Source organism: Pseudomonas sp. B21-047, assembly GCF_024748775.1.
Taxonomy (GTDB): domain Bacteria; phylum Pseudomonadota; class Gammaproteobacteria; order Pseudomonadales; family Pseudomonadaceae; genus Aquipseudomonas; species Aquipseudomonas capeferrum.
On the sequence record NZ_CP087169.1, the window covers coordinates 1,446,126 to 1,472,311 of the forward strand.

Genomic DNA, 26,186 nt, shown 5'->3' on the forward strand with positions numbered 1-26,186 from the left:
GAGGAGCGATGGATAAGGTGCGCGCTAAACTGCTTGCTCTACCTCGTAGGCATAAACGCTTGCTGCAGGTGTTGACCGACATCGTGCTGATCTGGGCCGCCCTGTGGCTGGCCTTTGTGGTTCGCCTTGGCATCGATGAGCTGGCCAACCCCATCATCGACCACGGCTGGCTGTTCCTCACCGCACCGGTGGTAGCCATCCCCCTGTTCATCCGCTTTGGCCTGTACCGCGCGGTGATGCGCTACTTCGGCAACGACGCGCTGATTGCCATCATCAAGGCCGTGACCCTGTCGTCGCTGATCCTGGGCTTTATCATCTACTGGGCCAGCAACCATCAGAACGTCGTACCCCGGTCCATCACCTTCAACTACTGGTGGCTGAGCCTGATCATGATCGGCGGGCTGCGCCTGGCCATGCGCCAGTACTTCCTCGGCGACTGGTTTGCAGCCGCCGTGCAGCACGTGCCTTTCGCCAGTCGTGACAACGGCCTGCCCAGGGTTGCCATTTATGGTGCTGGCGGTGCCGGCAACCAGCTGGTCGCCGCCTTGCGCACCGACAAGACATTACGCCCAGTAGCGTTCATCGACGATGACACCAGCATCACCGATCGGGTAATCGCCGGCCTGCAGGTTTACCGCCCCGAACAATTGCAGGAAATGATCGACGCCACCGGCGCCCAGGAAATCCTCCTGGCGATCCCGTCATCCACCCGCACCCGACGCCGCGAAATCCTCAACTTCCTTGAAGGTTATCCGCTGCACGTGCGCAGTATTCCGAGCTTCGTCGACCTGGCCAGCGGCAAGGTCAAAGTCGACGACATCCAGGAAGTGGACATTGCCGACCTGCTGGGCCGTGACACCGTGCCAGCGCAGGCCGACCTGCTGGAACGCTGCATCGTCGAACAGACTGTCATGGTCACCGGCGCCGGTGGTTCGATCGGCTCTGAGCTTTGCCGGCAGATTCTCGGCCAGTCGCCGAAAACCCTGCTGCTGTTCGACCACAGCGAGTTCAATCTCTACAGCATCCTCTCCGAGCTGGAGCAGCGCATTGCGCGCGAATCGTTGTCTGTGTGCCTGATCCCGATCCTCGGTTCGGTGCGCAACCAGGCGCAACTGCTCGACATCATGAAGACTTGGCGGGTCGAAACTGTCTACCACGCCGCGGCCTACAAGCACGTGCCGATGGTCGAGCACAATATTGCCGAAGGCTTGCTGAACAACGTCATCGGCACCTTGCACACAGCCCAGGCCGCCTTGCAGGCTGGGGTAGCCAACTTCGTGCTGATCTCCACCGACAAGGCCGTACGCCCGACCAATGTGATGGGCAGCACCAAACGCCTTGCCGAAATGACCCTGCAAGCCCTGAGCCGCGAAGTGGCACCGGTGCTGTTCGGTGATAGCGGCAAAGTCTCGCAGGTTAACAAGACCCGTTTCACCATGGTGCGTTTTGGCAATGTGCTGGGCTCTTCGGGCTCTGTGATCCCGCTGTTCCACAAGCAGATCAAGGCCGGCGGCCCACTGACCGTTACCCACCCGAAAATCACCCGCTACTTCATGACCATCCCCGAAGCCGCGCAGCTGGTGATCCAGGCCGGCTCCATGGGCAAGGGCGGTGACGTGTTCGTCCTCGACATGGGCGAGCCGGTGCGGATTGTCGAGCTGGCAGAGAAGATGATTCACCTGTCCGGGTTCAGCGTCCGTTCCGAACGAAACCCGATGGGCGACATCGCCATTCAGTTCACCGGCCTGCGGCCAGGGGAGAAGCTCTACGAGGAGCTGCTGATTGGTGACAACGTGATTGCCACCCGGCATCCAATGATCATGAGTGCCAATGAAGATTTCATGTCGTGGGACGTGCTCAAGGATGCGTTGCGGGAGCTGTTGGCGGCGGTGGCGCATGACGACTTTGTGCGGGTTCGGCAACTGTTGCGGGAGACGGTGATCGGGTATGCGCCGGATGGCGAGATTGTGGACTGGATTTATCAGCAGCGGCGGTTGGAGCCTTGAGGTAATGAGCTAAGGGTAGGTGTTCGGGTGTGCGCCGGGTACTTCAATGCGGTTTGCAGATGTAAGTGCGTGGCGTGCCCGGATGAAGAATGACGCTTTCACTCTGCGCGGTGTGCTTGTGAGGTTGTCGGCACCCGCTCGTGAGCACCACGCGGCAGCCTTTGTCGTCCTTGGTGCCCTCAATATTTAGATATACAATTCGCGGCTGTCGAACGAAACGAGCCGGGATGTCGATGTCTACAATCAGGGTTGATATACAAGTCCTAAGGGGACTTGCCGTTGCATTTGTGGTGCTTGAACACTTGGCGATCCCTGGATTTCAGTATGGATACCTGGGTGTAGATATTTTCTTCGTGATCTCAGGCTTCTTGATCACATCGATTGTGTCCAAGGGACTGGCGCGCGATAACTTTTCATTCAAGCAGTTCTACCTCCGTCGAGCAAAGCGCCTGCTACCGGCGTCTTTCGTTACCCTCCTGGCGACAATCATTGCAGCTAAATTCTTCCTGCCACCGATGCAGATCGAATCGATGAAGCAGCAAGTCATTGGCGCGTTGACGTTCTCCACGAACTTTGTATTGCTTAGCCAAGCTGGATATTTCGATATCGAATCCGCCACCAAGCCACTGCTGCACATGTGGTCGCTGGCGGTAGAGGAGCAGTTCTACTTCGTCGTTCCTGCGCTCCTGGCTTTCACGCCCGCCAAGCATTGGAAAAAGATCCTCATTGTGCTTGCCATTGCAAGCTTCATGGGTTGCCTCTACCTTTCTGCAAGCAACCCGTCAGCGGCGTTCTACTTGCTCCCCACTCGAGCATGGGAGCTACTCATTGGTAGTGTCGCGTCGATGGTCGTTCATAACGGCATTGTCAAAAGCGTCTCGTTAAAACTGGCAGTACCTGCTTTTGCGGTTCTGTTGGCGTCGCCATTTGTTAACTCGGGCCTTTCGCATCCGGGCCTCGATGCCGTGGTGGTTTGCTTTGCAACGGCGATTATACTGCTGGCCAATCACCGTTTATTGAATGGTCAGGCGCGGATGCTGTTCGTCAATAAGCTTGGCGATCTTTCGTATTCGCTGTACCTCGTTCACTGGCCAATAATCGCGTTGGCTAATGCCTCGATCGATACTGATAGCCTGGTTGTCAAAGGTGCATTACTCGCGGCATCGCTCTTGTCGGCTATTGCGTTGCACAGGTGGATAGAAGAGCCGTTCAGGAAAATGCCTTATGGCTTCAAGCCGTCGATGGTCGTTTTCCCTGCGCTGACCCTAGCGTTGTTCGGTCTTTCGCATACGTTCCTGAAAGGCCAGTCTGCTGAGAAGATAAACGAACTGTTCGCTCCAAACTATGGGCTTGACAGGTCCTGCGGTGCCAATATTTATAAAGATACTGAGCAGTGCCGGACTTCGGCAAACCCCAAGATTATTGTTTGGGGTGACTCTTTTGCCATGCACAACATTCCAGGGATGTTACAGTCGCAGAAAATCGACATTCGCCAGGCTACCCGCAGCGCATGCGCGCCCTTCTTGAACGCAGCGCCCAATACGAAGCGTAGCGACTTCGAGGTGCAGGCGCGGCAGTGTGTAGGGTTCAATGACAGTGCTTTCAAATTTATTAGTGAGCACCCATCGATTACGACCGTTATTTTGGCAGGGTCGTACGGGCAGTATGTGCAGGATACATTCGAGACGATTTCTTTTGACGGGGGCGGTGCGATGGAAATCGCTAAATCGACACCCGAACGTGCGAAGCAAGATATGCACAATGTTGTCGAAAAGCTTAAATCGCTTGGAAAGGACGTGGTGATTATCTCGCCTCCACCACGTATTGATAACGCGCTTGTTTCGTGCATTCAGAATGAAGTGGCCAAGCCCTCATTCTCTGATCCGTCGGCTAAATGCATGCTGGCAAGGTCAGCCTTTGACCGGGCGAATAAAAAGATGAATGACCTGATGAAATACGCTGAAACGGCCCTGGGTGCCAAGGTGGTGTACTTGTCTGATGTCTTGTGTGACGAAAAGGCGTGTAAAACCATCATTGATGGGGTCCCCATCTATCGTGACAATGGGCACCTGAGCATTACAGGTTCGGTAAAACTGTACCAGAAAATGCCCAATATCCTCGCCGGCGTGAAAGGCAATACGTAGGGCTGTCCGGGTATTCGATGAGTGGCATGCAGTGGTTGCTCTAATGGCGGCCACTGCTTGAAAGTCAGATATCAGCGTTGGGTTTGCCTTGCCTGGTTAACGTGTCAGGCAACTGACGCTTCGTTTACTGGAAGTTTGTTGATCTTGCGGGTCCTTGTAAAATGCCACCACTACGAGTTCGCCAGGTGTATCAGGGATAGGGAATCGTGCGCGCGGTGACGGCTCGTACCAGCGTACATCATGGCGAACGCCATCAATCAGCAAATAGAAAGCGAAGTTGCCATTTTCATAGATCTTGCCGTCCATGACCAATGAGCAATGCGCGAAAATTTCACTTTCTGTTCTGTAAGCCGCCACCGTGATTTTGGCGCCGTCGGACACCAGGGGGGCTTTGCCTGACGCGTCGTTGATCGCGGGGTTATCACCACCAATCGACTTTTGCTTGGAGGTTAACTGCGAGAGCGCTTCTTTGTAATAGCCCTCACAATAATGGAAGGGCGATGCGCCCCAGCGATGAGACTCATCGGCGGTTAGGAGTTCAGGCGGGAAGGTGAGGAATTGGTTGTCTTCCAGCTGGCTATGAAGCGCAGCATACATCCATTCCAGCTCCTGGTTGGCCTTGTTTACTGCAGTAAGGGTAACTGGGAAGTTTGAATCGCTCGGTGTTTCAAACTGGGAAGCCCAGTAGACTTTATTGACAAGTACGCTGTCCAGCTTGTTGTGCTGCTTCAGCAGCTCAAAGAACTTCTGCATGCCTTCAAGCCACAGCGCTCTGCGTTCTTCAGTGCCTTGCTGAATTAATCGAAACCCTTGTATGTCGCTGTCAGCCAGCAGGCCGCTTTCGGTAAGCTCGCTTGAGTGGGTGATGACTTGGCCTGTCGGCAGGGCGACGAGGTCGAACCGCTCGTCAATCAAGTCGATCAATATGATGTCGGCGCTGGACAGTCGTTCAGGCTGGAGGATCAGCTCTTTGGAAAAGTCATACCCGACCATGCGTCGTCGGAAAGCTGAGGGTATACGGTCTAATGCCGCATCATTGGCATAGGGCGAGCTCGACAGTGACGCCATTGAAGACCTGGCAAAGTAATCGGTTAACTTAAAGACCCGGCTATCCTCTAAGTTGAATATATCTCTGGATACACAGCTACCGTAAATCAGTAAGTTCTTGATCACTGTTCCTGTCAGCCTCATGTGGTGATGTTTCAAACAGCAATCCATAAGCGGGCATGCTGCGTACGTCTCGGACAATCCATTATCCCTAGGCTCCAGTAGGAATGCAACGCAGTCGCGCTCGCGGGCTGGAGTACATGCGTACTCTTAACAAGCATTCAGTTAACGCTCGGGATGTCCCGCGATGAGGGGGGCGAGATGGGGGGGAACCAATGACGCGCCTTTGGCCTCGCTTGGGTTCCTGCTGCACTGCACGTCGCTAACGATCATATCGATTTGAGCGGGGTGTACAACTCGCGTGCAGTTGCTCTTCCCGCGGCATAAACCTCCTTCTCGCGGTCCTTGATTGACTCACGGTAGAACTTATCAAAAGCTTGATACGTGAGTTTTAGTTGCTCATCATCCGTGGCTTCGGACAGTTGCTTGGCAAGATGGACTGCTCTCGCTTGCCCGTAATCCGGAAGTTGTGGGGCTTCAATCGAGTAGGAAAAAAACTGATTATCTAAAAGCTGGCTGCCCAGATTTTTCGACATTGTTAAAAGGGCTTGTTCGATGGTGTCATCGACAAATCCCATGTTTGTCAGTTTTCTGAATTTTAGCAGTGCAATCAAGGCGCCGATGTGGCCGTTATAAATCCGGAAGCGCATGGTGCCGTCCGGCTGGGTTTCAGTGCCTAACTTCTTGAAATGCTCTGCGTCTGTCTCCAGGGGGGTGAAGACATATTCGTAGAGCCAGAGGTCGCCACGCGAGTCTTTCTCGGATAACTTGAGCTTGGTGTCGTTGGATGTTATCGTCGAAATGAGCTTCAATGCTTTGTTTAAATGTTTCTCATCATGGGTGGCTTCAAATATGCGCATGTAGCCGTAGGCGGTATACGCATTCATGAAGGCGCCATAGAAAGGTTTTTTCATGGTGGCCCAATACATTGGGAATGAAAAATCGTTTCTGATGTAGTTGTGATTGCCCAGTGTGTCAGTGTAGATAGAGGCCGCCAGGTCCAGGTAGTCGATCTGGTCGAGTATTACTTTTGACGGGCCCTGAATCTTGCAGGCGCTCGCCAATGCGCAGGCATTAATAGCGAAGGCGAAAGGGTTGAAGGGTTGATTGAAATCAACCACATACTGCTCTGGCCATTGCCTGTATAGGTCGAGGTGATGCTTTGGTTTCCACTTGCCGCCTTGTGGGCCCGTTCCCATGGCTCTGTCGAACCAGTCGGTAGTGAGCGCTTCGTAGTTAATGTGCATAGGTAGCCTAACCTGAGTGTGGGGCGGTGACAGATTGATTATTATTGATGCGCTGGGCGCTGATTGTGTGAGGATTGATTGATCGTTTATGCAGGTATAAGTCTGTTGGGGGCACAGACCCAGGGGGCGCCGAGCGCAATGCAGGTCAGTGATTGATACTGAAAGATATTCCCACTGTGAGTGCTCGGCAGTGGGAATATTCGTCTTTCGATGCGCGGGTGCCGGAGCAGCTTATTGCTGCTTTTCTTGCCAGTAGATGCTCACCAGTGCTGGGTTTTTATCATTGATCAAAACACCAATGGTCGGAGAGTTTTTCTTCATGTAATGGACTTTAACTGCCGCGGATTCAGCGTTTGGCTGCTCGGCAGCAACATACCCCAGTGCGCGGAAGCGCTCGTCGACTTTAGCCTTGGTTTCAGCTTGAGCCAGGTTGTACTGGATTTCGAAAGTCTTGAAAGTACCGTTTTCGATAGGTTTGGTAACATTTTTTGTCATGTTACCTTCGAGCGTCAGCTTTTCGCCGGAAGGAAGTTGGATGTCAGTCCCTTTTTCTTCATTGCAGCCGCCCAAAGCGAGCAGGCAGGACAAAACCGCGACGTAGGTGATTTTTTTCATGTTAAGCGTTAGACCTTGGGTTTGTTAATGTAAATTTAAACTCTGAATTCTAGCAAACTTGTCGACCCTTGACTATTCAGTTTGCTCGAACTCCGAATGCTTGGGTGATGTGGTCAGCAAGTCGAAGGCCATCCTCCTTTTGATAGCTGTTCGCGAGTATTTTTGTATGAAATCATTTCGAGCTGTGGGGCCCAGTTCCAGGCTCCTGAATGATCTGATAGCGGCTTCGAGATCACAGGGGCTGAATACGGCCGTATTGTGAATGCGTCTGCTTGCAAATCGACCTGGGTACCCGGACAAACCTGCCAAAATAGGTTTCTGAGTTGCTGCGTACTCGAACAGCTTGGAGGGCAATACTCGTCGGAACGCCTTCATGTCATTCAAGTGCAAGAACAGTACATCGGCTTCACGATAAAGCTTCAATAAAGAGTCACGTTTCATCGGGGGCGCGAGATAGACGTTCGTCACCTGCTCGCGAGCCAGTGCTTTCTTCAAGCGCTCGATGGCCCCGCCAGATCCGATCAGATGAAAGTCGGCTTCATCCTCGAGGTGCTTGGCCAATTGCGGGACAATGAGGTGCAGGCCTTGCCCGGTACCAATATTGCCTGCGTACACAATTTTCAATCGGCGCGGTAGCGCAGGCAGGTATTGCGTGACGACCGGTGCCGGCGGCAACGGCGGCGGCGTGAGGAAGAGCTCATCAATCCCGTTGGTATGCAAGGTGAATACCTTGTCGGGGTAGCGCTTGTTAAAATAGGGCGTAAACCCAGGTGAAATAAGATTAACTTTGTCAGCCTGTCGGATCGTGCTAGCTTCAATGGATGAAAAGACAACAGAAGCTAGTTTGCCGAGGGTAGGTGGCAGTACCCCTTGCAAGGTGTCGACAAAAATATCTCGAATGTCCAGATACAGCTTGGTACCTGTTTTTCGGGAGATGTAAGCGCCCAGCGAGGCTGTCATCAAGCGCGAAGAGGTGGCAAAGATCAGGTCGTACTGTTTGCTGTTGGCTACTTTGCATACTTGGTAGGCAAACGAACCGAATGAAAACGCCTGGTCAATGAAACCACTTTTATGGGCAGGCACCGCCAGTCGCCTTACGGTCAGGCTTGGCGACTGCTCAAAGCTCGAGGCCGTGGTCTTGAAGGTATGGTACCGGTTGGGCTGTGTGGTAACGACATCAATTTCCACATGGTCGCCGACATTATCCAAGAGTGCTTTTACCAATGCCTCGGCACGGAAGGAGCCTGCCGACAGGTCCGGCGGGTAGTAAAAACTCAAAAAGAGAATGCGTGTCTTCACGGCCGGGTTACCTGGTGTGAGCGTGGGTGAGCAGCACCCGCTCGTAGAGATCAACTAAACACTTTTCCTGGCTTTCCCAATTCAAGTTTTGCGCCGTCTTCCTGGCGTTGCTGGCGAACCGTGCGCGCAGCGCGGGGTCTTCCAGCAATTGAATGATTGTGCGGCTGAGGGCTTGCTCGTTATTGGCCGGTACCAGCAGGCCGATGTCATTGCTTCTGACAATCCGGCGGATTTCAGGGAAGTCAGTGGCAATCACCGGTAGCCCGGCGATTACATACTCGAAGAGTTTGTTCGAATCCGTGGTGTAATGATTGAGGCAGGTGTTTTCAATAGGTTGCACACCCACGTCGGCAGAGGCCGTATAGCTTGGCAGTTCGGCCAGGGCCACCGTTGGAATGAAATGCACTTTGTGCTGCAGGTTCAGTTCTTGCGCCAACTGCGTGAGCGGTTGGGTCAACCGGCCTCCGCCGATCAGCACAAAGTAACAATCAGGCACGTGCTGCGCCGTGCGGACCAGTTTTTCCAGCCCGCGGCCTTGCTGTAAACCACCTTGATAAAGAACGATCGGCCATGGCTCGACCAGGCCGAGCTCTTCTCGAATGCGGTTCGAGGGTGGGCTTTCAATCAGCCTGGGTCGGTTTTGTAGAACCAATGGCCGCTCCACGCCATAGGCGCGAGCAAAGTACTTGGCCCGTGCGTCGGTTGTGGTGATCGTGCCATTTGCCGAGGGCATCAGCTGTTTTTCTACAAACCCGACGACCTTCCGCAGGCTCTTGTAGCCTTCTCTGCTGGTACTGATTTCGTGTGCGTCGTACACCAGCCTGGCGCGTGACAGTTTTGCTGCCAGCCAGGCGGTGGGCAGGGTATTGACGTCATGCGAGTGCACGACCGTCGCCCGGTACTCAAGCATCTTGAACAGCAGCGCGAGGTGCGTCCACCCGCGTGATACAGCTCTTAGAACGAGCAATTTCAGGCTGGGCTTCACCGGCGCGGACTGCTGAGACTCGCCACCGGCTTTCACCGCAGGCTGCAGGTTCTTCTTACGCAGTTTCCAAAGCGGCGAGCGGGCCACTCGAACAACTTCTATGCCATCGTCGAGCACCGCCTGCTGTTGGGTGACGCCTGGCGTGTGCAGTGCGAACACGCGAACTTGATAACCGGCCCGTTGCAGCGTTTGAGCTTCCTTCATCACGCGCGCGTCGTTGAGGAATTCATTCCATACAATCATCGAGACTTTCGTCATTGCGTCGCGCCCTCTACAGCTGTGGGTGTATCAAAAATCTCGATGCAGCTGACGATGTCAGGTGTCAATGCAAGGGCTGCCGAATAGTCTTTACGCACAATATGTCTTTCCAGCATGTACATCAGTGCAGCCAGCCAGACCTTTTGCTGCTCGGCGTTAGCAAGTGCCGGGCGCTGGTCGCTAGAGCCGAGCGTTTCGAAAAGCGCATCTTTTTGCGCGATTGGCCAACTGCAGCCAATCGCTTCAATGCGCCAGTTACTCCAGTGGCTGAGGACAAAGCCGGAGGAGGGGGACGCCAGTAGTGTGTTGTTGGTGACATCCAGGGGCACGATCTGGCGAGGAAGCTCGGCCAGTTGCCGGGTAATGCACGGCAGGGTGTTGATGATGCGCTCGACACGTTGAGTGTCGTCATCATTGATACAGGCCAGACGGAGCGAGCTGATCGTGGCTTCATCAAGACGTTGTTCGAGGTACAAGCGCGTGCGGGTGAATTGGGCAATCAGCTCTGCAGCGGGCTCCAGCAGTATCAGCCTCTTTGCCACGCCAAGTATGCCTTCGCCAATCTGCCGGCCGGCCAGCTTGTCAGACGCTTCAAATCGATAGACATGGCAATCTATATTGCTGACCTTGTAATGACCCACAAAGGGCAAGACTGGCAAGCCGCGTTGCGTCGTCAGCAGCGCCCGTTCCTGCAGCGCCGAGGATGAGATGTTGTTGCCAAACACTTTGACCAGCAGGCTGTGCTCAACAGCGTCATCGGCAAACTGCAGGGTGAAGGCGTAGATGTCGGTAAAGCCCACCTGATGCCATTGCATCTGATAGCTGTCGACCGCCTCAGCATTCAGTTTTTGAAGCAGCTCGCGTACCCATTTGTCTCTGTTTTCTGCCTGCAGGATATAGTCCAAGCCATTGCTTTGCGGGCGCAGTTCGATGAGCGGCTGAGACTGATAAAACAGCGCATTGACCTGCCGATGCTGAATGCGCAGGCCGATAACGTCCAGCATCATGCTCGACAGCCGCTGCAAGCCCTGGCGCATGATCAGAACGGCGATGACGGCGTTGAAAATCTTGGTGTGCTGGAAATACAGGAAGTCAGTCACCAGGACGAAGAAACTGAGCAGGAACCCTGTTGCCGCCAAGGCATTCAGAATAGGGCTGTAGTGCTGGTGGAAGCTATCGCGAATGCGCTTGCTGTGGTTGTAGGCCAGCACGCAAACGGTCGATGCTACGGCCAGATACGCGAAAATCGCCAGCAGCAGGCTCGGGTATACAAAGGCAAGCGCCACCGTGCTCAAGCCGAAAAAAGCCCCCCCTGCCATCGCTCGGTTGAAGCGAGAGTAGGCGTTGGTGGCAATTTTTTCCTGGTTCTCGAACAAATTGAGCTTGGACGTGCGAGCGAGGAGGGTCTGGGTGCCTTTACGGCACAGCAGTGCGGTCGCCAGTTCCGCCAGCAGATAGGCGATATAGGAAAGGGCCGCCGCTGCCGTCAATGCATAGATCAAATGATCCTTCTCGAGCGTATGCAGGATCGAAGGAAAATAGGCAGGGGTTTTGTCTGAGCCTAGAAGAATGATGACTTTAAGAGGCAGGAAGAAAGCCAGCAAAAGAAATATCTGGCTCGCCAAGGTGCTGATTTGCACCAGGCCGGTAATGATCGGCACCACCTTGACGAATTTCACGCCCAGGGAAATACACCAGCCGATGGTGGCTTTTATCTGCTGCTGGAGTTTCATACTAAACTGAAACCGTATGAGCAAAGGTGCTGCGAGCATTCATTATTTTTCCTGCCAATAGATACTGGCGAGGGTCTCGTGCCCGTCATCCTTAGCACGAGTAATAAATATTGCCCCGATTGGCGGCACTGATTTTTTGTAATACTGCACTTTGAATTGGGTTGCGTCGTTGGTAATGATCTTGCGTGTATAGCCATTATTTTTCAGCACGGCGTAAACGTCATTTTCGGCAATCTTGTCAACGCCGGGATACACAAATTCGTGCATGCTCAGGAACCCAGCACTGTTCGGCTTTTTGTACGACTTCTGATGTGTACCCCGGAGGAGCACATAGGTAGCGTCACTCAGGCGCAGGGTGTTGGCCGATTTTTCCGCTGGCATCACCTCGCCTGTCGGTTGCTGATCACAACCGGCCAACATCGTCAGGAGTGCAATAAGGAAGAGGTACGGTTTCATGATCTGATCACTTCAATTGATGATCCGCGCCAGCAATTGTTTGGCGAGGGTTCTGTAATAGGTGCCGTGGTAGTAATACGGGCAAAACGCCCATTTGTGCTCGTTTTTTGAGACGTGTTGCACCATCTTGGCAAATACTTGTTTGGCGATGGTTCTGTAGTACGGGCTGTCATAGTGATACGGGCAATAGGCCCAGCGAGGCGCCCCCCCTGCAATCAAGCCAGCGTCCTTGCCGCCGATTCTCTCGACTGGGATCGTCGAGTTCTCCAGGCCTTCCAGCATCGGGTCAATGATTGCATTGTTGAGGTCGATGAGGTTCTCGAAGGTGCTCCCGGCGAAGCTTGCAACGGTTTCCTTGCTCTTGTACTGGCTCGCCCAGTTGGCCTGGTGCACGAAAATGTTCGGGCACAGGCTAGCCAGGCGCTCAAGGAACATGGGCAGCGCCCAGGTGCGCAATTGCTTGGCCTCCTCACTCCAGGGGGCCTGCAACTTGAACTCGATACCGCAACGCGACAGGGTTTTGAGCATAAGCGGGCTGGCCGAAACGATGGAACTTCCAAACGTTGCGATGCCGATGCTTTCGTCAAAGAAATCGACAATGACGATGTCGGGCCGAGCTTGCTCAAGCTGTTTCCAGTGGTCTTTGGAGGCGTCCCACTGAACACGTTTAGCCTCGGCGTCTTCGGTATCGACCTTGAACCGGGCATCAAGGCAGGGCGGTGCCATGTAAGAGATGACCGACGATTGAGACATGTAAAAACACACCTCGAAGCGTTCGAGGGCTTCTTGTTGAAACGTGAACAAATTGTGCGAAGCACTTGAACCGAGAATGGCAACGCGAATCTTCCCTGCCTTCGCTTTCACGGGGTTCGGGCGCGAGGCCTTCACTTCAAGGCGAGCTTTTTGCGACAGGAGTTTGTTCAATACTTCTTGGTCGGCACCAAAGACGTTCTGTTGTTCAGCCTTGATTTGCTGACGGACCGTATTTAGCTTCTCAAGGTATTTGTGCGGCATGCCCAGCGGAGACTCTCGCAGCAGCTGGGTCAGGTATTCAAGCTGGGTAGTCTGTAGGCCGAACCGCGCAAACAGCGCCGGATCAAACCCTTTCACGCACTCGGGCGAGCTGAGTATGCGTGCGCGCGCGCCAAAGAAGTACGAATCGCTGAGCGGGTGCTTGGTATACAGATAAAGCGGTTCCGCTCTGCTCAGATGAATGTGCTCGGCGGAAATCCGATGCTGTTCCAGCGTCGAGACGACCAGGTGGTGCGCATACTGAGTAATGGCGTGCGACTTGGGGCCTGCTGTCTTGTCCACCAGGGTCAGTGCAAGTGCCAGCGTGTCGTATTCGACCGGGCGATAGCACTCATCCGAAGGCAGGAATTCGATACCGTTTTTCAGCGATATCAGCAGCACCTCCGAGATGTTGTGCTCGGAGGTGGCCTCGGCCTGGATCAGGTCGATGACGTGCTCATCAATGCAGTCGTCATCATCCATGCGCGAAGTTACCAGGACCGCCTCGTCAACGTCCTTGATCAGGCGCAGGATTTCGCGACTGACCATAGAATAGTCGCTGACCCGAAGCGTGCGCGCATTCAGGCCAGAACCACGCAGCAACGTCTCCAGTCGCGTCCGGTGCAGTGTCGGCAGTGCTTCATCAACGAAGATGATCCATTCGAAACCCTGATTGCTCTGGTTGGCCAAAGACGGGAGGGCAGTATTGCTAAAGACCTCCAGCCTGTAGGACAGCCACAGTTCATCCTTGATGCCGATACCAAAATTGGTAAAAACGAAATGCTTCAAAGCGGGTTTCATCATCGTCTTCAATGATTCTGTATCACAGCAACTTCCCGCTCGGCCATCTTGACGCTGGCGCTTTGCTCGCGAACACGCTTGGCTGCAGCTTTGGACTTCACGACGAAGGTGCTGCCATTGAGGTACATGTCCTCGATCGCTTTCGCCAGTTGCTCGTGGCTTTCGGGCTCGACCACGTAGCCGGATTGGTTGTCGACGAACTCGGGTACTGCCGCGACGGCGGTAGTCACCGGTACCAGGCCTGACGACATGGCCTCATCACGGGATACGCCTTGGGTGTCCATGCGGCTCGGGCACAGGAAAATGCCGTAGTCCTTATGGGTTTGAGCGATCTCCGTGTGGTTGAGGAAGCCCTGCTGGATTTTCACGTTGGCGTAGCTGCGCAGCGGAGCCAGCGTTTCTTCAAACAGAGGGCCATCACCGATCAGGCAGAACTCCATGTCATTGAACCAGGGCTTGCTCGTCAGGCTCTGGATTGCCTTGACAGTCAGGTCGTTGGCGTAGGTCTTCGAGGTGTAAGGACGAATCGAGAGCACCTTCTTGCGCTGCTCGGCCGACTTTTCCCGATGGTCGAACAAGTCGGTGTTGATCGGGTTGTGAATGATCTCGTACTGAGCTTCCGGCAGGCGGAATCCCAGGTCTTCCATGACTTCTTCGGCGAAGTAGCGAGACACGAACACCAGCTTGAGGTTCGGGTGCATGGGTTGCAGCAGCCCACGCCAGAAGGTCATGCGTTTTTCGCTGGCGAGCTTGCCCAGGTGCAGTTGTTCGTCGGTCGCGAAGTTGAACTCACGACGCCACCAAGGCTGAATATCCGCGCCGTGTACCCAGACAGTGATGCGTGTGCTGTTCAGGAATGGACGCAGCACATTCCACATCTGCTCGTCGAGGAAATGCACGAGGATCGATTTGTAGCGATTCTTCTCGAGCATCTTCGTCAAGGTCGATGTGCAACCTGTGACTACATCGATGTTCTGGAACTCGTGGTAGCTCACGGTCTCATTGGGGCGCAAACGGAACACGTCTACATCGATACCGTGTTCCTGGTAGGCCGTTACCCGGGTGTGCACGAACTTGTTGCGGTACAAGTCGGAGTAGGTCGGGTAGTGATTGGTCAGCAGCAGGTGCTTGCCACGGCCCATCATTTCAGAGGGCTGCAGGTTGCGATGCCCCAGCACCAGTGCTTTCAGGTCAGTGCTGCCCGCCGCGTAGGCGCGCAGGCCAAAACGCACGAACACAGCTTCTGGCGGAACATCGGCGGTCTGGTTGCGGTTCGGATACTGCATGACGTGGCTGATGCGCTGTTTGTCGGCATCCAGGAACAGCACGACCAACTGTAGGTTCAAGCCGGGTGTGCAGTCGAGGAACAGCTTCAGGCGGCCCTCTTCGCAACCCAGTTCATCCACACGGACTTCCTGTTGGGCGTAGATGTATTCGTGCTTGCCGTCCGCGAGCTTGGAGTGCACGCGCCAGTTATCGCCGTCGACGATCAGGTCCACGAACTTGTTGCGAATGACGCCAAACATGTCGGCCAAACCGCGGCCAGTGATCTCAGGCGCATCGTGGCTGACCTGCAGCGGCGCGATCGACTGTGCCCGGGCTTGCAGCTGATCGATGGTCATGCCCAGGTTCAGCTCGAGGTCGTTGACCTTGGTGCAGACAGCCTCGTGCTGTGCCGCGCCGTTCTCGCAGTAGTTGAACGGATCAATGGCCAACCCTTGAGCATGGGTGTACTGCAGTGATGGCAGGTTCTTCAGCCAGCTGCGCAGGGGTTGGGCGGCAACGATCTCGGTTGCCACCAGCGAACGGCGGGCGGCAAGTGTTTGCGTCGGGCGGTAGGCCTGTTCGTTGGACAGCAGTTCGGCTTGCTGGCCTTTGCAGGTGAAGTGTGCAGCTTTACCAATCACCTGGGCACGGCTGTAGCGGGTTGCCAGTGCCAGGTCGAGCAGGTAGTTGGGGCCGTAGTAGTCGCCAGGCACGAAGGCGGCAACCCAAGGGGTATTGCCGACCAGCTCACCGAGAGAACTCTTCTTCAGTTGGGCAGGCTTGAGCACCAGGATTCGCGGGTCGTCAGTCACGATGCTGCTCTGGTAGGCATCGCTGATGATGACCATGCGCACCTGGCTGTAGGTCTGACGGTTCAGGTGAGCGCGCAGCATGTCGAATTGCTGGCGATCCTGAGCCTCACAGACAACCACGATCTCCGGCAGGCGCTGGGCCTTCGAGGTGCCGGTGACCTTGCTCATGACGTATTCCAGACGCTGGGTATAGGTGTGCTCCTGCATCACTTTACGCAGGGCGGCCAGCCTCAGCTTGTCGCTGTTCAGCGGGTCTTCTGCCAGCAGTTGCAGGCGACGGAGCATCTCTTCGCCATTGTCGGTGGTCACGACCAGGTCGCCGAACAGCAGGCGCACACCGCGCGAGAAGTTGCTCACGGTCAGGGTGTTGCAGCCGAGCAGTTCGAAGACGCGTCGGGCAAACATCGATTGCGACTGTTTGATCGAGTTGAGGTTGATCGCGTAGCGGTAACCTTTGTATGCCGTGTCGATTTTCTCGAAGGGCAGGGTGCCGACGATGTACGGCTGGTATTCCTCGGGGAACTGATAGTTGACATCGTTCTTGCCGAAGTTACGGTCGAAGATTTCCAGTGGGCGGAACTTCGGCAGCTCGGTGACGAAGTTGCCCAGGTCGCGGGTGCGCTCAGGGTAACGGGCGTAGTAGGCACCGGCGAAGCAGAAGGCATCCTTGCGTTCGTACAGTTCGATCGGGTTGTGCAGCGCAGGCTGGCAAGCGAACGGCAGCAGGTAGACGCGGTCGTGACCGAGTGCGCCCTTGTAGCGGTGGATGCAGTCGATATCGGTGGTGAACACGTGGTCGAACTGCTTGGCCGTGGTCAGGAAGGTCTCGAAGTGGACCGGGTCTTCCTTGTTCCAGAAGACGGTCGGCACTTTGTTCTGGCGGCACCAGGCGAGAATGTCTTGCAGCTCCTGGCCGTTGTGGCCAACCTTGCTGCCCCACAGGTCATCCTTGCCGCGCCAGGCGGACTCGATGAACAGCAGTTCTGGACCGAAGCCTTCGATTTCCACTTTCCAGTTGGCTGGCGTGAGTGGCATCAGGTCGCATTCGTAGCGGTACGAGCCGAAGGTGAACTCATCCATCACGCACGCCACTTTCAGGCGGCTGACGGGCTGGTCGGCCTGGCGCAGCAGGGTGGTGCGGCTCTGCTCGCTGGTTGCCAGGGCAGCTGGGAGCTTGAGGTAGTTCTCGTCCTGCACCACAGGTGGGGGCGGCAACAGTGCCTTGAGCGGTTCGTTGGCCAGCAGTTTCTGTTCGTTTTGCTGGCGTTGCTGGTTGGCCTTGCGGTACAGCCGCAGCAGGCGCACCGGCAACTTGACCAGGCCGCCCAGGGAGCTGGCGCTGTTCTTGATCTGGTAGCCGAGCTGGTAGGTCATGCTGGAACGCGTCTTGACCAGGCGCTGTTCTGCCAGGTGACGCTGGGTGTTGGCTCGGCCCAGGTTTTCGTTGAGCTCGTCGATCTTGCGTTGCTGAGCTGAGCTGCGTTCCAGCAGCTGATTGAGGCTGGCCTTCAACTGCGGAATCTGTTCGCCGGTGAGGGCGCGGTACTTCATGTTTGCCGCGCCAAGACCTGCCTTGGACGAGTTGAGTTCGGCTTCCAGTTGCTGACGCAGGCCCTGCCATTCTTCGTTGGTGGCGGCGAGACTGGCTTCGGCAGCTTGGCGGCTGACGCTTTCCAGCTGGAGTTGCTCTTCGAGCATGTCCTTGGCTTGATTCAGCGACGCAATGGTCTCTGCCAGCGAGGCCCGGGCTTCTTCGGACTGGGTGTTGGCGAGCGTCAGCGCCTGCAAGCGGTCTTCCAGCACGGCACGTTGTTCAACCAAAGCATTGATGGAGTTGACTTGTGCTGCATGCTCGCGCTGGCTTTGTGCCTGAACGTCGTTCATCACCTGCAACTGGACTTCCAGCTCAGTCTGACGGTTCTGCAATGCGGTAATCGTGGTCGCGTGTACGGCATTGGCCTGCTGGTTCTGAGCCTGCAGTTCGTTCATGGTCTGGCGCTGATCGGCCAGCTCTGTTTCCAGTTCAGCTTGACGGGCTTTCAACAGAGCGATGGTCTCAGCCTGAGCAGCGTCGGCCCTTTGGGTTTGGGCCTGCAATTCGTTCATATACTCCAACTCGCTTTCAAGTTCGGCTTCCAGTTCCGCTTGGCGCATGCGCAGCGTAGTGATCGTGTCGTCTTTCTCGGCAATATCCTGATTGCTTTGGGTTTGCAGACGGGTCATTGCCTGAATCTGGTTTTCCAGCTCGGCTTCCAGTGCTGCCTGGTGTGCTTGCAAGGCAGTAATGTCTTCCATGTGGGCTGTATTGGCCTGATGGGTTCTCTCCTGTAGCTCGGCAGCCTCCAGCAGCTGGTTTTCTAGCTGTTCATGGCCCGACTGCAACGCTGCAATGGTGTCGAGGTGGGCAGCGTTGGCCAGGTCGGTCTGGCCCTGTAGCTCGGCTGCCTGCTGCAGCTGGGCTTGCAGGTCGGCATGGCCAGACTGCAATGCAGCGATGGTGTCGAGGTGGGCGGCTTCCTGCTCTTGAGCCTGAGTTTGGTACTCGCTCATGGCTTGCGCCTGGTCTTCAAGCTTGGCCTGGACTGCCGCTTGATGTGCGCGCAACGCCGTAATGGTGTCTATATGCTCGACATTGGTCTGTTGTGCCTGCGCCAACAGGTCGTTCGACTGTTGCCGTTGGTTTTCCAGCTCGGCTTCCAGTGCCGTCTGGTGGGCGCGCAAGTCGGTGATGGTGGCAACGTGGCCCTCGTTGACCTGCTGTGCCTCGGCCAATTGTCCGGCTACCGAGCGGAACTGGTTTTCCAGGTCACTGTGCTGCTCACGAAGCGCGCTGATGCTATCGCCCAAGGTAGCGTTTGCTCGCTGGTCCTCGGCGCGCAGTGCTGACATCTGTTCGAGCTGGACTGCGAGCGCATCGTGCTCCGCCCTCAATGTTTCGAGTCTTGCGGCCTTGTGCGCTGCCCGCTCTTCAGCGGCAGTTCGCTGCTGTGCCGTTGCCTGCAGTTGCTCTTCGATGGATTGATGCAACTGCTGCAAGGACTCCAGCGCTGCTTCCCGCTGGCTGAGTTCCGAGCTGAGCTGGCTGATGTGGCCGGCTTTTGCGTCGGTACTTTGCTGGGCCTCTTGCAACTGAGCCTGAGTGCTTTGCAGTTGCTCTTCCAAGGCCCGCTGCTGCTCTGCCGAGGTGGCCAGGTTGTCATGCAGTGCGCGATTGCTTTGAGCCAGCTGAGCGAGTTCGTCGCTTGCTTCGCTCAATTGCTTGCGCGCGTCTTCATGCTGGCTCAGCAGCGTGTCATATCGTTGCTCTGCGTCTGCAAGGCTCTGCACGCTGGCTTCTTCGAGCGCTGCAAACTGTTGCTCCAGAAGGGCGTACTGCTCCGCAGCCGTAATGCACTTCTGATTTGCCTCGGCCAGTTGCGCTTTGACGGCGTCGAGTTCTTCGCTCAGTTGTTGAACGTTGCGAACGCTGGCTTCAAGGGACTCCCGGCTCGACTGTTCAAGCGAGGCGATATCCGCTTCACGTTCCTTGAGCTGACGGGAGAGGGCCTCGGCCTTCTGTGCTTCAGGTTTAAGCAGGGCTAGCTGCTCGGTCGCTACGCGATACTTCCTGTTGGCTTCTTCCAGCCGCTGTTTGATTTCCTCAAGCTCCTGGACCCGCTGGGCCTTGGCATCGAGGATTTCACGGTTGGATTTCTGCAGGGTTGCAATGTCCGCGTCGCGCGTTTGCAACTGCTTGGACAATGCCTCGGCCTTCTGGGCCTCAGGCTTGAGTTGGGCGATCTGCTCGGTGGCGCCGCGATACTTCTTGTTCGCCTCTTCCAGACGTTTGCTGATCGCGCCGATGTTCTCGCGCAGGGTGCGCTCGATGGACTCAAACGCCTTTTCCAGCTCGCGTACGCGCTCGACCGTCAGCGAGTCGATGATGCCGGGTTTATGCGTTTCGCTTTTAACGGCGACAATGCCCAGCCACTTGCCCAGCATCTTGATCTCGATGATCTGCAAGTGCTCGGCCAGCAGCCGGAAAGGTTCCATCAGGTAGAACGTGTGCTTGTGGTCAATGAAGTCATTGACCCCGAACGGCACGGTGATCACCAGGCGGCCACCCTGCTTGAGCAGTTCGTTGGCCTTTTCGACGAACAGCTCCGGGCGGACCAGGTGTTCGAGTACTTCGCTGATGACGACGGTGTCGGGTTCGACCTCGAGCGTGTCCAGCGCGAGGAAGTCAGAATTGATATACGTGACGTTTTGCTGGATGTGGGCCGGCTCGGTCGACAGGTAACCCTTGGCCTCTTCGATGGCCTGCGGGCTGGTGTCCACACCGGTGACCTGGCAGCCTTCACGTGCCAGCAGCAGGGGCACGATGCCCTGCGAGCAGCCGACATCCAGGATCCGGCGCCCTTTGACCTGGGCGCAGATCCAGTGGATGCGGGCTTGGGTTTCCCGCATGAACTGATCACCCAGCTTGCCGTAATAGGCTTCCATCACACGGTCATGAATATCGGCCAAAGGTGACGGCAGCTCATTGTTCACGGTAGGTTTCTCAAGCGTGGTGTTGTTCATGCGGACTGTTCCATCAACCCTGGGTAACGCCTGCGGCGTCGATCACGAATGCAGCATCGCGGACGGTGAAGGTGCCGCGGAATTCACGGTGCTTGACCAGCAGTACGTGAATGTCGGCGCTGTCCTGGGCGAAGTCGAATTCCACGTGCTCGTGGCGCGACAGGCGCTGCGGCAGGGCTTCGATGTTCGGCTCGACCAGTTGCAGGGTGGCTTCCAGCTCGTTGCCCAGGCGCTCGGCAATGCTCAGGGCCGGGCTTTCGCGCAGGTCGTCGATGTCGGCTTTGAAGGCCAGGCCGTAGCAGGCGATCTTGACTTGCTGGGCCGATTTGCCCGGGTTCTTGATCAGGAAGTTGGCCAGGGCCATCTTGACCTTGTCGATCACCCACTCAGGCTTGCTGTCGTTGACCACACGGGCGGTACGGATCAGGCGCGCCTGCTCTGGGGTCTGGCTGACGATGAACCATGGGTCGACGGCGATGCAGTGGCCGCCTACGCCAGGGCCAGGCTGCAGGATGTTGACGCGCGGGTGGTGGTTGGCCAGGCGGATCAGTTCCCAGACGTCGATGTCCAGCTTGTCGCAGATGATCGACAGTTCGTTGGCGAACGCGATGTTCACGTCACGGAAGCTGTTTTCGGTCAGCTTGCACATTTCGGCGGTGCGGGCGTTGGTGACGATGCACTCGCCTTCGACGAAGGTGCGGTACAGGCGTACGGCAGCGTCCGAGCACTTCTTGGTCATGCCGCCGATGATCCGGTCGTTTTCGACCAGCTCACGCAGTACGTGGCCTGGCAGGACGCGCTCAGGGCAGTGGGCGATGCGGATGTCGGAGTCTTCACCGTGGGTCTGCGGGAAGCTCAGGTCCGGGCGCGCCTGGGCCAGCCAGAAGGCCATCTGCTCGGTGGCGCCGACCGGGGAGGTCGATTCCAGAATGACCAGGTCGCCCTTTTTCAGTACAGGGGCGATGGCTTTGCTGGCGGACTCGATGTAGCTCAGGTCCGGCTCGTGGTCGTCCATGAACGGGGTTGGCACGGCGATCAGGAAGGCGTCGGCAGCTTCCGGAACGGTGGAGGCACGCAGGAAACCTTCGGTCACGGCAGCGTGAACGACCATGTCCAGCTCAGGCTCGACGATGTGGATTTCGCCGCGGTTGATGGTGTCGACCGCGTGCTGGTTGACGTCGATGCCGATGACCTGCTTCTTGCGGGCGGCGAAAACGGCGGCAGTTGGCAGGCCGATATAGCCCAGACCTACGACAGAAATCTTGTTGAAGCTCATGCTGCGTCCTTGGAGTTAGAGAATACGGAAAGGGCATCGAGGATTCGCGCGCACGCTTTTCCGTCGCCGTAGGGGTTGTGGGCCACGCTCATCTCGCGATAGGTCGCTTCATCGGTGAGCAGTTGCACCAGGTGTTGCTGGATCGAGTCGACGTCGGTGCCAACCAGTTTGACGGTGCCAGCCGCGACCGCTTCCGGGCGCTCGGTGGTGTCACGCATGACCAGTACCGGCTTGCCGAGGGCTGGGGCTTCTTCCTGGATGCCACCGGAGTCGGTGAGGATCAGGTACGAGCGGCTCATCAGGTAGACGAACGGCAGGTAGTCGAGCGGCTCGATCAGGTGGATGTTGCTGACCCCGGCCAGCAGGCGGTTCACCGGCTCGCGCACGTTGGGGTTGAGGTGCACCGGGTACACCACGTCCACATCCGGGAACTGGCGAGCGGTCTGCACCAGGGCCTGGCAGATGCGCTCGAAGCCATCGCCGAAGTTTTCGCGGCGGTGGCCGGTGACCAGCACCATGCGGCGGTTGGCGTCGAGGAAGTCGAACTGGCTTTCGAAGTGGCTCTTCAGCGCTGGGCTTTCCAGCTTGCGTACCACTTCCAGCAGCGCGTCGATCACGGTGTTGCCGGTGGTGTAGATGGTCGCGGCGTCGGTGCCTTCCTTGAGCAGGTTGTCACGCGAGGTTGAGGTCGGCGCGAAGTGCAGCGCTGCCAGCGTGCCGGTCAGGCGACGGTTGCCCTCTTCAGGCCACGGCGAATACAGGTTGTTGGTGCGCAGGCCAGCTTCGACGTGGGCGATCGGAATTTGCTGGTAGTAAGCCGCCAGGCTGGTCGCCAGGGTCGTTGCGGTGTCGCCGTGGACCAGTACCACATCCGGCTTGAACTCGGCCAGTACGGGCTTGAGCCCCTGCAGGATGGCCGTGGTCACGTCTGTCAGGTCCTGGCCTGGCTTCATGATGTTCAGGTCGTAATCGGGCGTGATCTCGAACAGCTCCAGTACCTGGTCAAGCATCTGGCGGTGCTGGCCAGTAACGCAGACACGGGACTCGAAACGGTCGTCCTGGTCAAGGTTGAGGGCCAGAGGTGCCATTTTGATGGCTTCTGGGCGGGTGCCAAATACGATGAGGGTCTTGAGGGACACGGCGACGGTCTTCTTTGTGTTGAGTGAAGGCGGTTGTTACTGGGCTAGGGCTGTGAAACTCAGGGGTTGTGCAAGTCGGCCGGGGGGGTTGGCCTGGCTGGCACCGCGTACGAGGAAGCGAGCGGTTCCAGTGGGGGGTGTGAAAAAAAATTCATCTTGCTCGGATCCTTCAAGCACAGCGGTTGTCCAATGGCCGCAAATTTATCACTTAGTCATCAGAATGGCATCCCGTCTGGCACGTTTTTTTCCCCTGATTCAGGGAAAATGCTTATTGACATCGAAATATCGGATCCGATTTTTCTCGGAGCAATCAACAAAAACGATTGTTTGATGTTATTCAGGCATCATGCCAATAGAGACGATGTAGCGAGAGTTTGCGACGAGCGGGTGGGGACCATATCCGGCAAGGCTTGTAGGAAAAGCAACAGCGTTTGGTCTGAATGAAACGCAGGTTAAACGGGAATTCACCTAAACGCCATCGTCTATCTCAACTAGTTCATGAAGTTAGCGCGAAATATGGCATTGCGCCATTATTTTTGGGGGCGTGAAGTTGGTTTTCTTGCTGTCCGATTCGGTAACGATTCGCCGGGGTGAGTGCCTGTTGCGAAATCAGGCGAACCGCTAGGGTTGATTGCGCAGCCACAGGAAAACGGCTGTTCGATTAGACCAACCCAAGGAATATTCATGATGCGTAATACCGTACTGTCCTACCTGCTGCTGCCGCTGTTCGCCAGCCTATCCTTTACCCTCAGCGCCGCTCCCGCGACTACCACTGCGGTACCCGACCCAGTGCCAGTGGTCAGCCATGTGGCGGCGCAGCCGTTGCGGGTGGATCTGAATAAGGCTGATGCCGCTACCCTGCAAAAAGAGCTCAACGGGATTGGCAAGGCCAAGGCTGAGGCCATCGTTGCCTACCGGGAAACCCATGGTCCGTTCGCTTCGGTGGATGAGCTTTTGGAGATCAGGGGTGTCGGTAGCGCGTTGTTGGAGCGTAATCGCGACAAGGTGATGGTGGAGTAAGCGAAGGGGGGCTTGCCCTGCTTAATTGCGGGGCAAGCAAGGTGCTCACGCCAGGGGAGGGCTGGGGCTGGCAACAGTGGCTAGCGGTCCTGGGAATCCTTGGCATCCGCCTCGGCATTGCGCTCGTGCACCTTGCGCAGCTGGTCGTCTGTTAGCGGCAGTTTTTTCGCTGTATCTCGCAGCATCATCAAGCCACCGACAATCGAGCCGAGGGCTAAGATGAGTATCAGCCAGGCATACCAGGGCATTGTCGTTCTCCTTTGATCGTCAGTGGGCGGCGTTTGTACGCATGTTGAGCAATTGCCGGATCCTTTGGTTCAATTATAGGAGCCGTGCACCGCAGGGCCAATTCCATGACCTGCGGCCCCCAAAGCCTGCGCCACTTCGTTTACAATGCGCGCCGTTTTCGACTTGCCAAGAGACCCTGACCATGTCCGCCTGCCAGACGCCCCTGATCGTCGCCCTCGATTTCCCTACCCGTGAGGCCGCTCTGAAGCTGGCTGACCAGCTCGACCCTGCGCTGTGCCGGGTAAAGGTGGGCAAGGAACTGTTCACCAGCAGTGCCTCCGGCATCGTCGAGACCTTGTGTGCCAAGGGCTTCGAAGTGTTTCTCGACCTCAAGTTCCACGATATCCCCAACACCACGGCAATGGCGGTCAAGGCCGCCGCCGAGATGGGGGTGTGGATGGTCAACGTACATTGCTCCGGTGGCCTGCGCATGATGTCGGCTTGCCGTGAAGAGTTGGCCAAGCGCAGTGGCACCCAGCCATTGCTGATTGGCGTGACCGTGCTGACCAGCATGGAACGTGAAGATCTGGCCGGTATTGGCCTGGATGTCGACCCGCAAGAGCAGGTACTGCGCCTGGCGGCGCTGGCCGAGAAGGCGGGTATGGACGGCCTGGTGTGCTCCGCGCTGGAAGCGCCGGCGCTGAAGGCTGCGCACCCGCTGCTGCAACTGGTGACCCCGGGTATCCGCCCGGCCGGCAGCGCCCAGGATGATCAGCGCCGTATCCTCACCCCGCGCCAGGCACTGGATGCAGGTTCGGACTATCTGGTGATTGGCCGGCCGATCAGCCAGGCCGCAGACCCGGCGCAGGCGCTGGCTGCGGTGGTGGCGGAGATTCGAGGGTAAACGCCCGCGTTGATAAAAAGGCCAACACGAGCGTGTTGGCCTTTTTCATTTCCGGCTGATGCCGAGAGTACCGGGGCTGCTGCGCAGCCCTTTCCGACCGCTCCGGCGCCCCGGCAAGGCCCCGCCTACAGGGGTTAGACCTTCAACACCAGCTTGCCAAAATTCTCCCCGCTGAACAGCTTGAGCAGCGTCTCTGGGAAGGTATCCAACCCTTCCACCACATCTTCCTTGCTCTTCACCTTGCCACTGGCCAGCCAGCCGGCGATCTCCTGCGCGGCCTTGCCATAGTCCTTGGCATGGTCGAACACCACAAAGCCTTCCATGCGTGCACGGTTCACCAGCAGCGACAGGTAGTTGGCCGGGCCTTTGACGGCTTCCTTGTTGTTGTACTGGCTGATGGCGCCACAGATGACGATGCGGGCCTTGAGGTTGATGCGGGTGAGCACGGCGTCGAGGATCTCGCCACCGACGTTGTCGAAGTAAACGTCTACGCCTTTGGGGCATTCGCGCTTGAGGCCGGCGAGCACGTCTTCGGCCTTGTAGTCGATGACACCATCGAAGCCCAGCTCGTCCTTGAGGTATTGGCATTTTTCGGCGCCGCCGGCGATGCCGATTACGTGGCAGCCTTTGAGCTTGGCGATCTGCCCGACGATGCTGCCCACCGCACCGGCGGCGCCCGAGATGACCACGGTGTCACCAGCCTTGGGCTGGCCGACTTCGAGCAGGGCGAAGTAGGCGGTCATGCCGGTCATGCCCAAGGCCGAGAGGTAGCGGGGCAGGGGCGCGAGGCTGGGGTCAATCTTGTGCAGGCCTTGGGGCTCGCCGGTGAAGTAGTCCTGTACGCCGAGCGCGCCGCTGACGTGGTCGCCGGGCTTGTAGTCGGGATGGTTCGAGACCACCACTTCGCCAACGCCGAGGGCGCGCATTACCTGGCCGAGGCCCACTGGGGGAATGTAGGACTTGCCTTCGTTCATCCAGCCGCGCATGGCGGGGTCGAGGGACAGGTACAGGTTGTGCACCAGGACCTGGCCTTCGCCGGGCTGTTCGGCGGGCACTTGCTCGAAGCTGAAGTCGTCACGGCGCACGGCGCCGACGGGGCGTTTGGCGAGCAGGAAGCGGCGGTTGGTCTGGGTCATGTCGGGTCCTTGTGGGCAGTGAAGGGTGAAGTGCATCCAATCTACCTTGCTGATGCAACCAGGTGGGTAACATCACTGGTAAGCATGGTAGACCAACCGTTGGCCTGATGATGCTGCCCAGCT

17 protein-coding genes are annotated in these 26,186 nt (G+C 56.9%); 4 read left to right on the top strand and 13 right to left on the bottom strand.

The genetic code is table 11. From position 1 onward, the window contains the following. The first annotated feature begins 8 nt into the window (after positions 1–8). Both LOY26_RS06660 and LOY26_RS06665 read left to right on the top strand, forming a co-directional pair. A complete protein-coding gene (locus tag LOY26_RS06660; protein ID WP_033700679.1) occupies positions 9–2,006 on the top strand; it encodes a nucleoside-diphosphate sugar epimerase/dehydratase in 1,998 nt (665 codons plus the stop codon). A 227-nt stretch (positions 2,007–2,233) separates the two neighbouring features. Next, entirely contained in the window at positions 2,234–4,150 is a 1,917-nt protein-coding gene (locus LOY26_RS06665) for an acyltransferase family protein (protein WP_258714500.1), read from the top strand. 96 nt (positions 4,151–4,246) lie between these two features. Here LOY26_RS06665 and LOY26_RS06670 read toward each other — a convergent pair whose 3' ends face one another. The 11 genes from LOY26_RS06670 to wecB form a co-directional block, all read right to left on the bottom strand. After that, positions 4,247–5,356 carry a DUF6270 domain-containing protein gene (locus LOY26_RS06670; protein ID WP_258714501.1) on the bottom strand — a complete coding sequence of 370 codons (1,110 nt, stop codon included), beginning with the start codon at positions 5,354–5,356 and terminating at the stop codon, positions 4,247–4,249. 230 nt (positions 5,357–5,586) lie between these two features. After that, entirely contained in the window at positions 5,587–6,564 is a 978-nt protein-coding gene (locus LOY26_RS06675; RefSeq protein ID WP_258714502.1) for a D-glucuronyl C5-epimerase family protein, read from the bottom strand. Positions 6,565–6,795: 231 nt separating this feature from the next. Beyond that, a complete protein-coding gene (locus tag LOY26_RS06680; protein WP_186659330.1) occupies positions 6,796–7,179 on the bottom strand; it encodes a hypothetical protein in 384 nt (127 codons plus the stop codon). A 72-nt stretch (positions 7,180–7,251) separates the two neighbouring features. Continuing rightward, the gene (locus LOY26_RS06685; protein WP_033700675.1) at positions 7,252–8,478 is read right to left on the bottom strand and encodes a glycosyltransferase family 4 protein; all 1,227 of its coding nucleotides are present in this window, start codon (positions 8,476–8,478) and stop codon (positions 7,252–7,254) included. A 7-nt stretch (positions 8,479–8,485) separates the two neighbouring features. Further along, on the bottom strand, positions 8,486–9,721 hold the full coding sequence (locus LOY26_RS06690; protein WP_095064130.1) for a glycosyltransferase family 4 protein: 1,236 nt from the start codon (positions 9,719–9,721) through the stop codon (positions 8,486–8,488). Beyond that, a complete protein-coding gene (locus LOY26_RS06695; RefSeq protein WP_258714503.1) occupies positions 9,718–11,493 on the bottom strand; it encodes a hypothetical protein in 1,776 nt (591 codons plus the stop codon). Before LOY26_RS06695 ends, LOY26_RS06690 begins: the two co-directional genes overlap by 4 nt. A gap of 3 nt (positions 11,494–11,496) precedes the next feature. Then, the gene (locus LOY26_RS06700) at positions 11,497–11,910 is read right to left on the bottom strand and encodes a hypothetical protein (protein WP_186663023.1); all 414 of its coding nucleotides are present in this window, start codon (positions 11,908–11,910) and stop codon (positions 11,497–11,499) included. A 12-nt stretch (positions 11,911–11,922) separates the two neighbouring features. After that, entirely contained in the window at positions 11,923–13,722 is a 1,800-nt protein-coding gene (locus tag LOY26_RS06705) for a putative rhamnosyl transferase (protein WP_258714504.1), read from the bottom strand. A gap of 8 nt (positions 13,723–13,730) precedes the next feature. Then, complete coding sequence (locus LOY26_RS06710) at positions 13,731–20,360, bottom strand: methyltransferase domain-containing protein (protein ID WP_258714505.1); 6,630 nt, start codon at positions 20,358–20,360, stop codon at positions 13,731–13,733. Between the two features lie 13 nt (positions 20,361–20,373). Continuing rightward, positions 20,374–21,636, bottom strand: coding sequence for a UDP-N-acetyl-D-mannosamine dehydrogenase (gene wecC / locus LOY26_RS06715; protein ID WP_033700671.1), 1,263 nt, complete (start codon positions 21,634–21,636; stop codon positions 20,374–20,376). Beyond that, a complete protein-coding gene (gene wecB, locus LOY26_RS06720; RefSeq protein WP_033700669.1) occupies positions 21,633–22,775 on the bottom strand; it encodes a non-hydrolyzing UDP-N-acetylglucosamine 2-epimerase in 1,143 nt (380 codons plus the stop codon). The genes wecC and wecB overlap by 4 nt, the downstream gene beginning before the upstream one ends. Positions 22,776–23,462: 687 nt before the next feature. On the opposite strand from wecB, the gene LOY26_RS06725 reads away from it, so the two are divergent. Further along, positions 23,463–23,795 (top strand): ComEA family DNA-binding protein, encoded by a 333-nt coding sequence (locus tag LOY26_RS06725; protein ID WP_033701499.1) that lies wholly within the window; start codon positions 23,463–23,465, stop codon positions 23,793–23,795. A gap of 80 nt (positions 23,796–23,875) precedes the next feature. On the opposite strand, the gene LOY26_RS06730 is transcribed toward LOY26_RS06725, so the two are convergent. Then, the gene (locus tag LOY26_RS06730; RefSeq protein ID WP_077068581.1) at positions 23,876–24,043 is read right to left on the bottom strand and encodes a DUF2897 family protein; all 168 of its coding nucleotides are present in this window, start codon (positions 24,041–24,043) and stop codon (positions 23,876–23,878) included. Between the two features lie 182 nt (positions 24,044–24,225). Between LOY26_RS06730 and pyrF the strand changes: the two genes are divergently transcribed. Then, positions 24,226–24,927, top strand: a complete 702-nt coding sequence (gene pyrF, locus LOY26_RS06735; RefSeq protein ID WP_047581794.1) for an orotidine-5'-phosphate decarboxylase — start codon at positions 24,226–24,228, stop codon at positions 24,925–24,927. 134 nt (positions 24,928–25,061) lie between these two features. Here pyrF and LOY26_RS06740 read toward each other — a convergent pair whose 3' ends face one another. Further along, positions 25,062–26,063, bottom strand: coding sequence for an NADP-dependent oxidoreductase (locus tag LOY26_RS06740; RefSeq protein ID WP_047581796.1), 1,002 nt, complete (start codon positions 26,061–26,063; stop codon positions 25,062–25,064). Between the last annotated feature and the right edge of the window lie 123 nt (positions 26,064–26,186).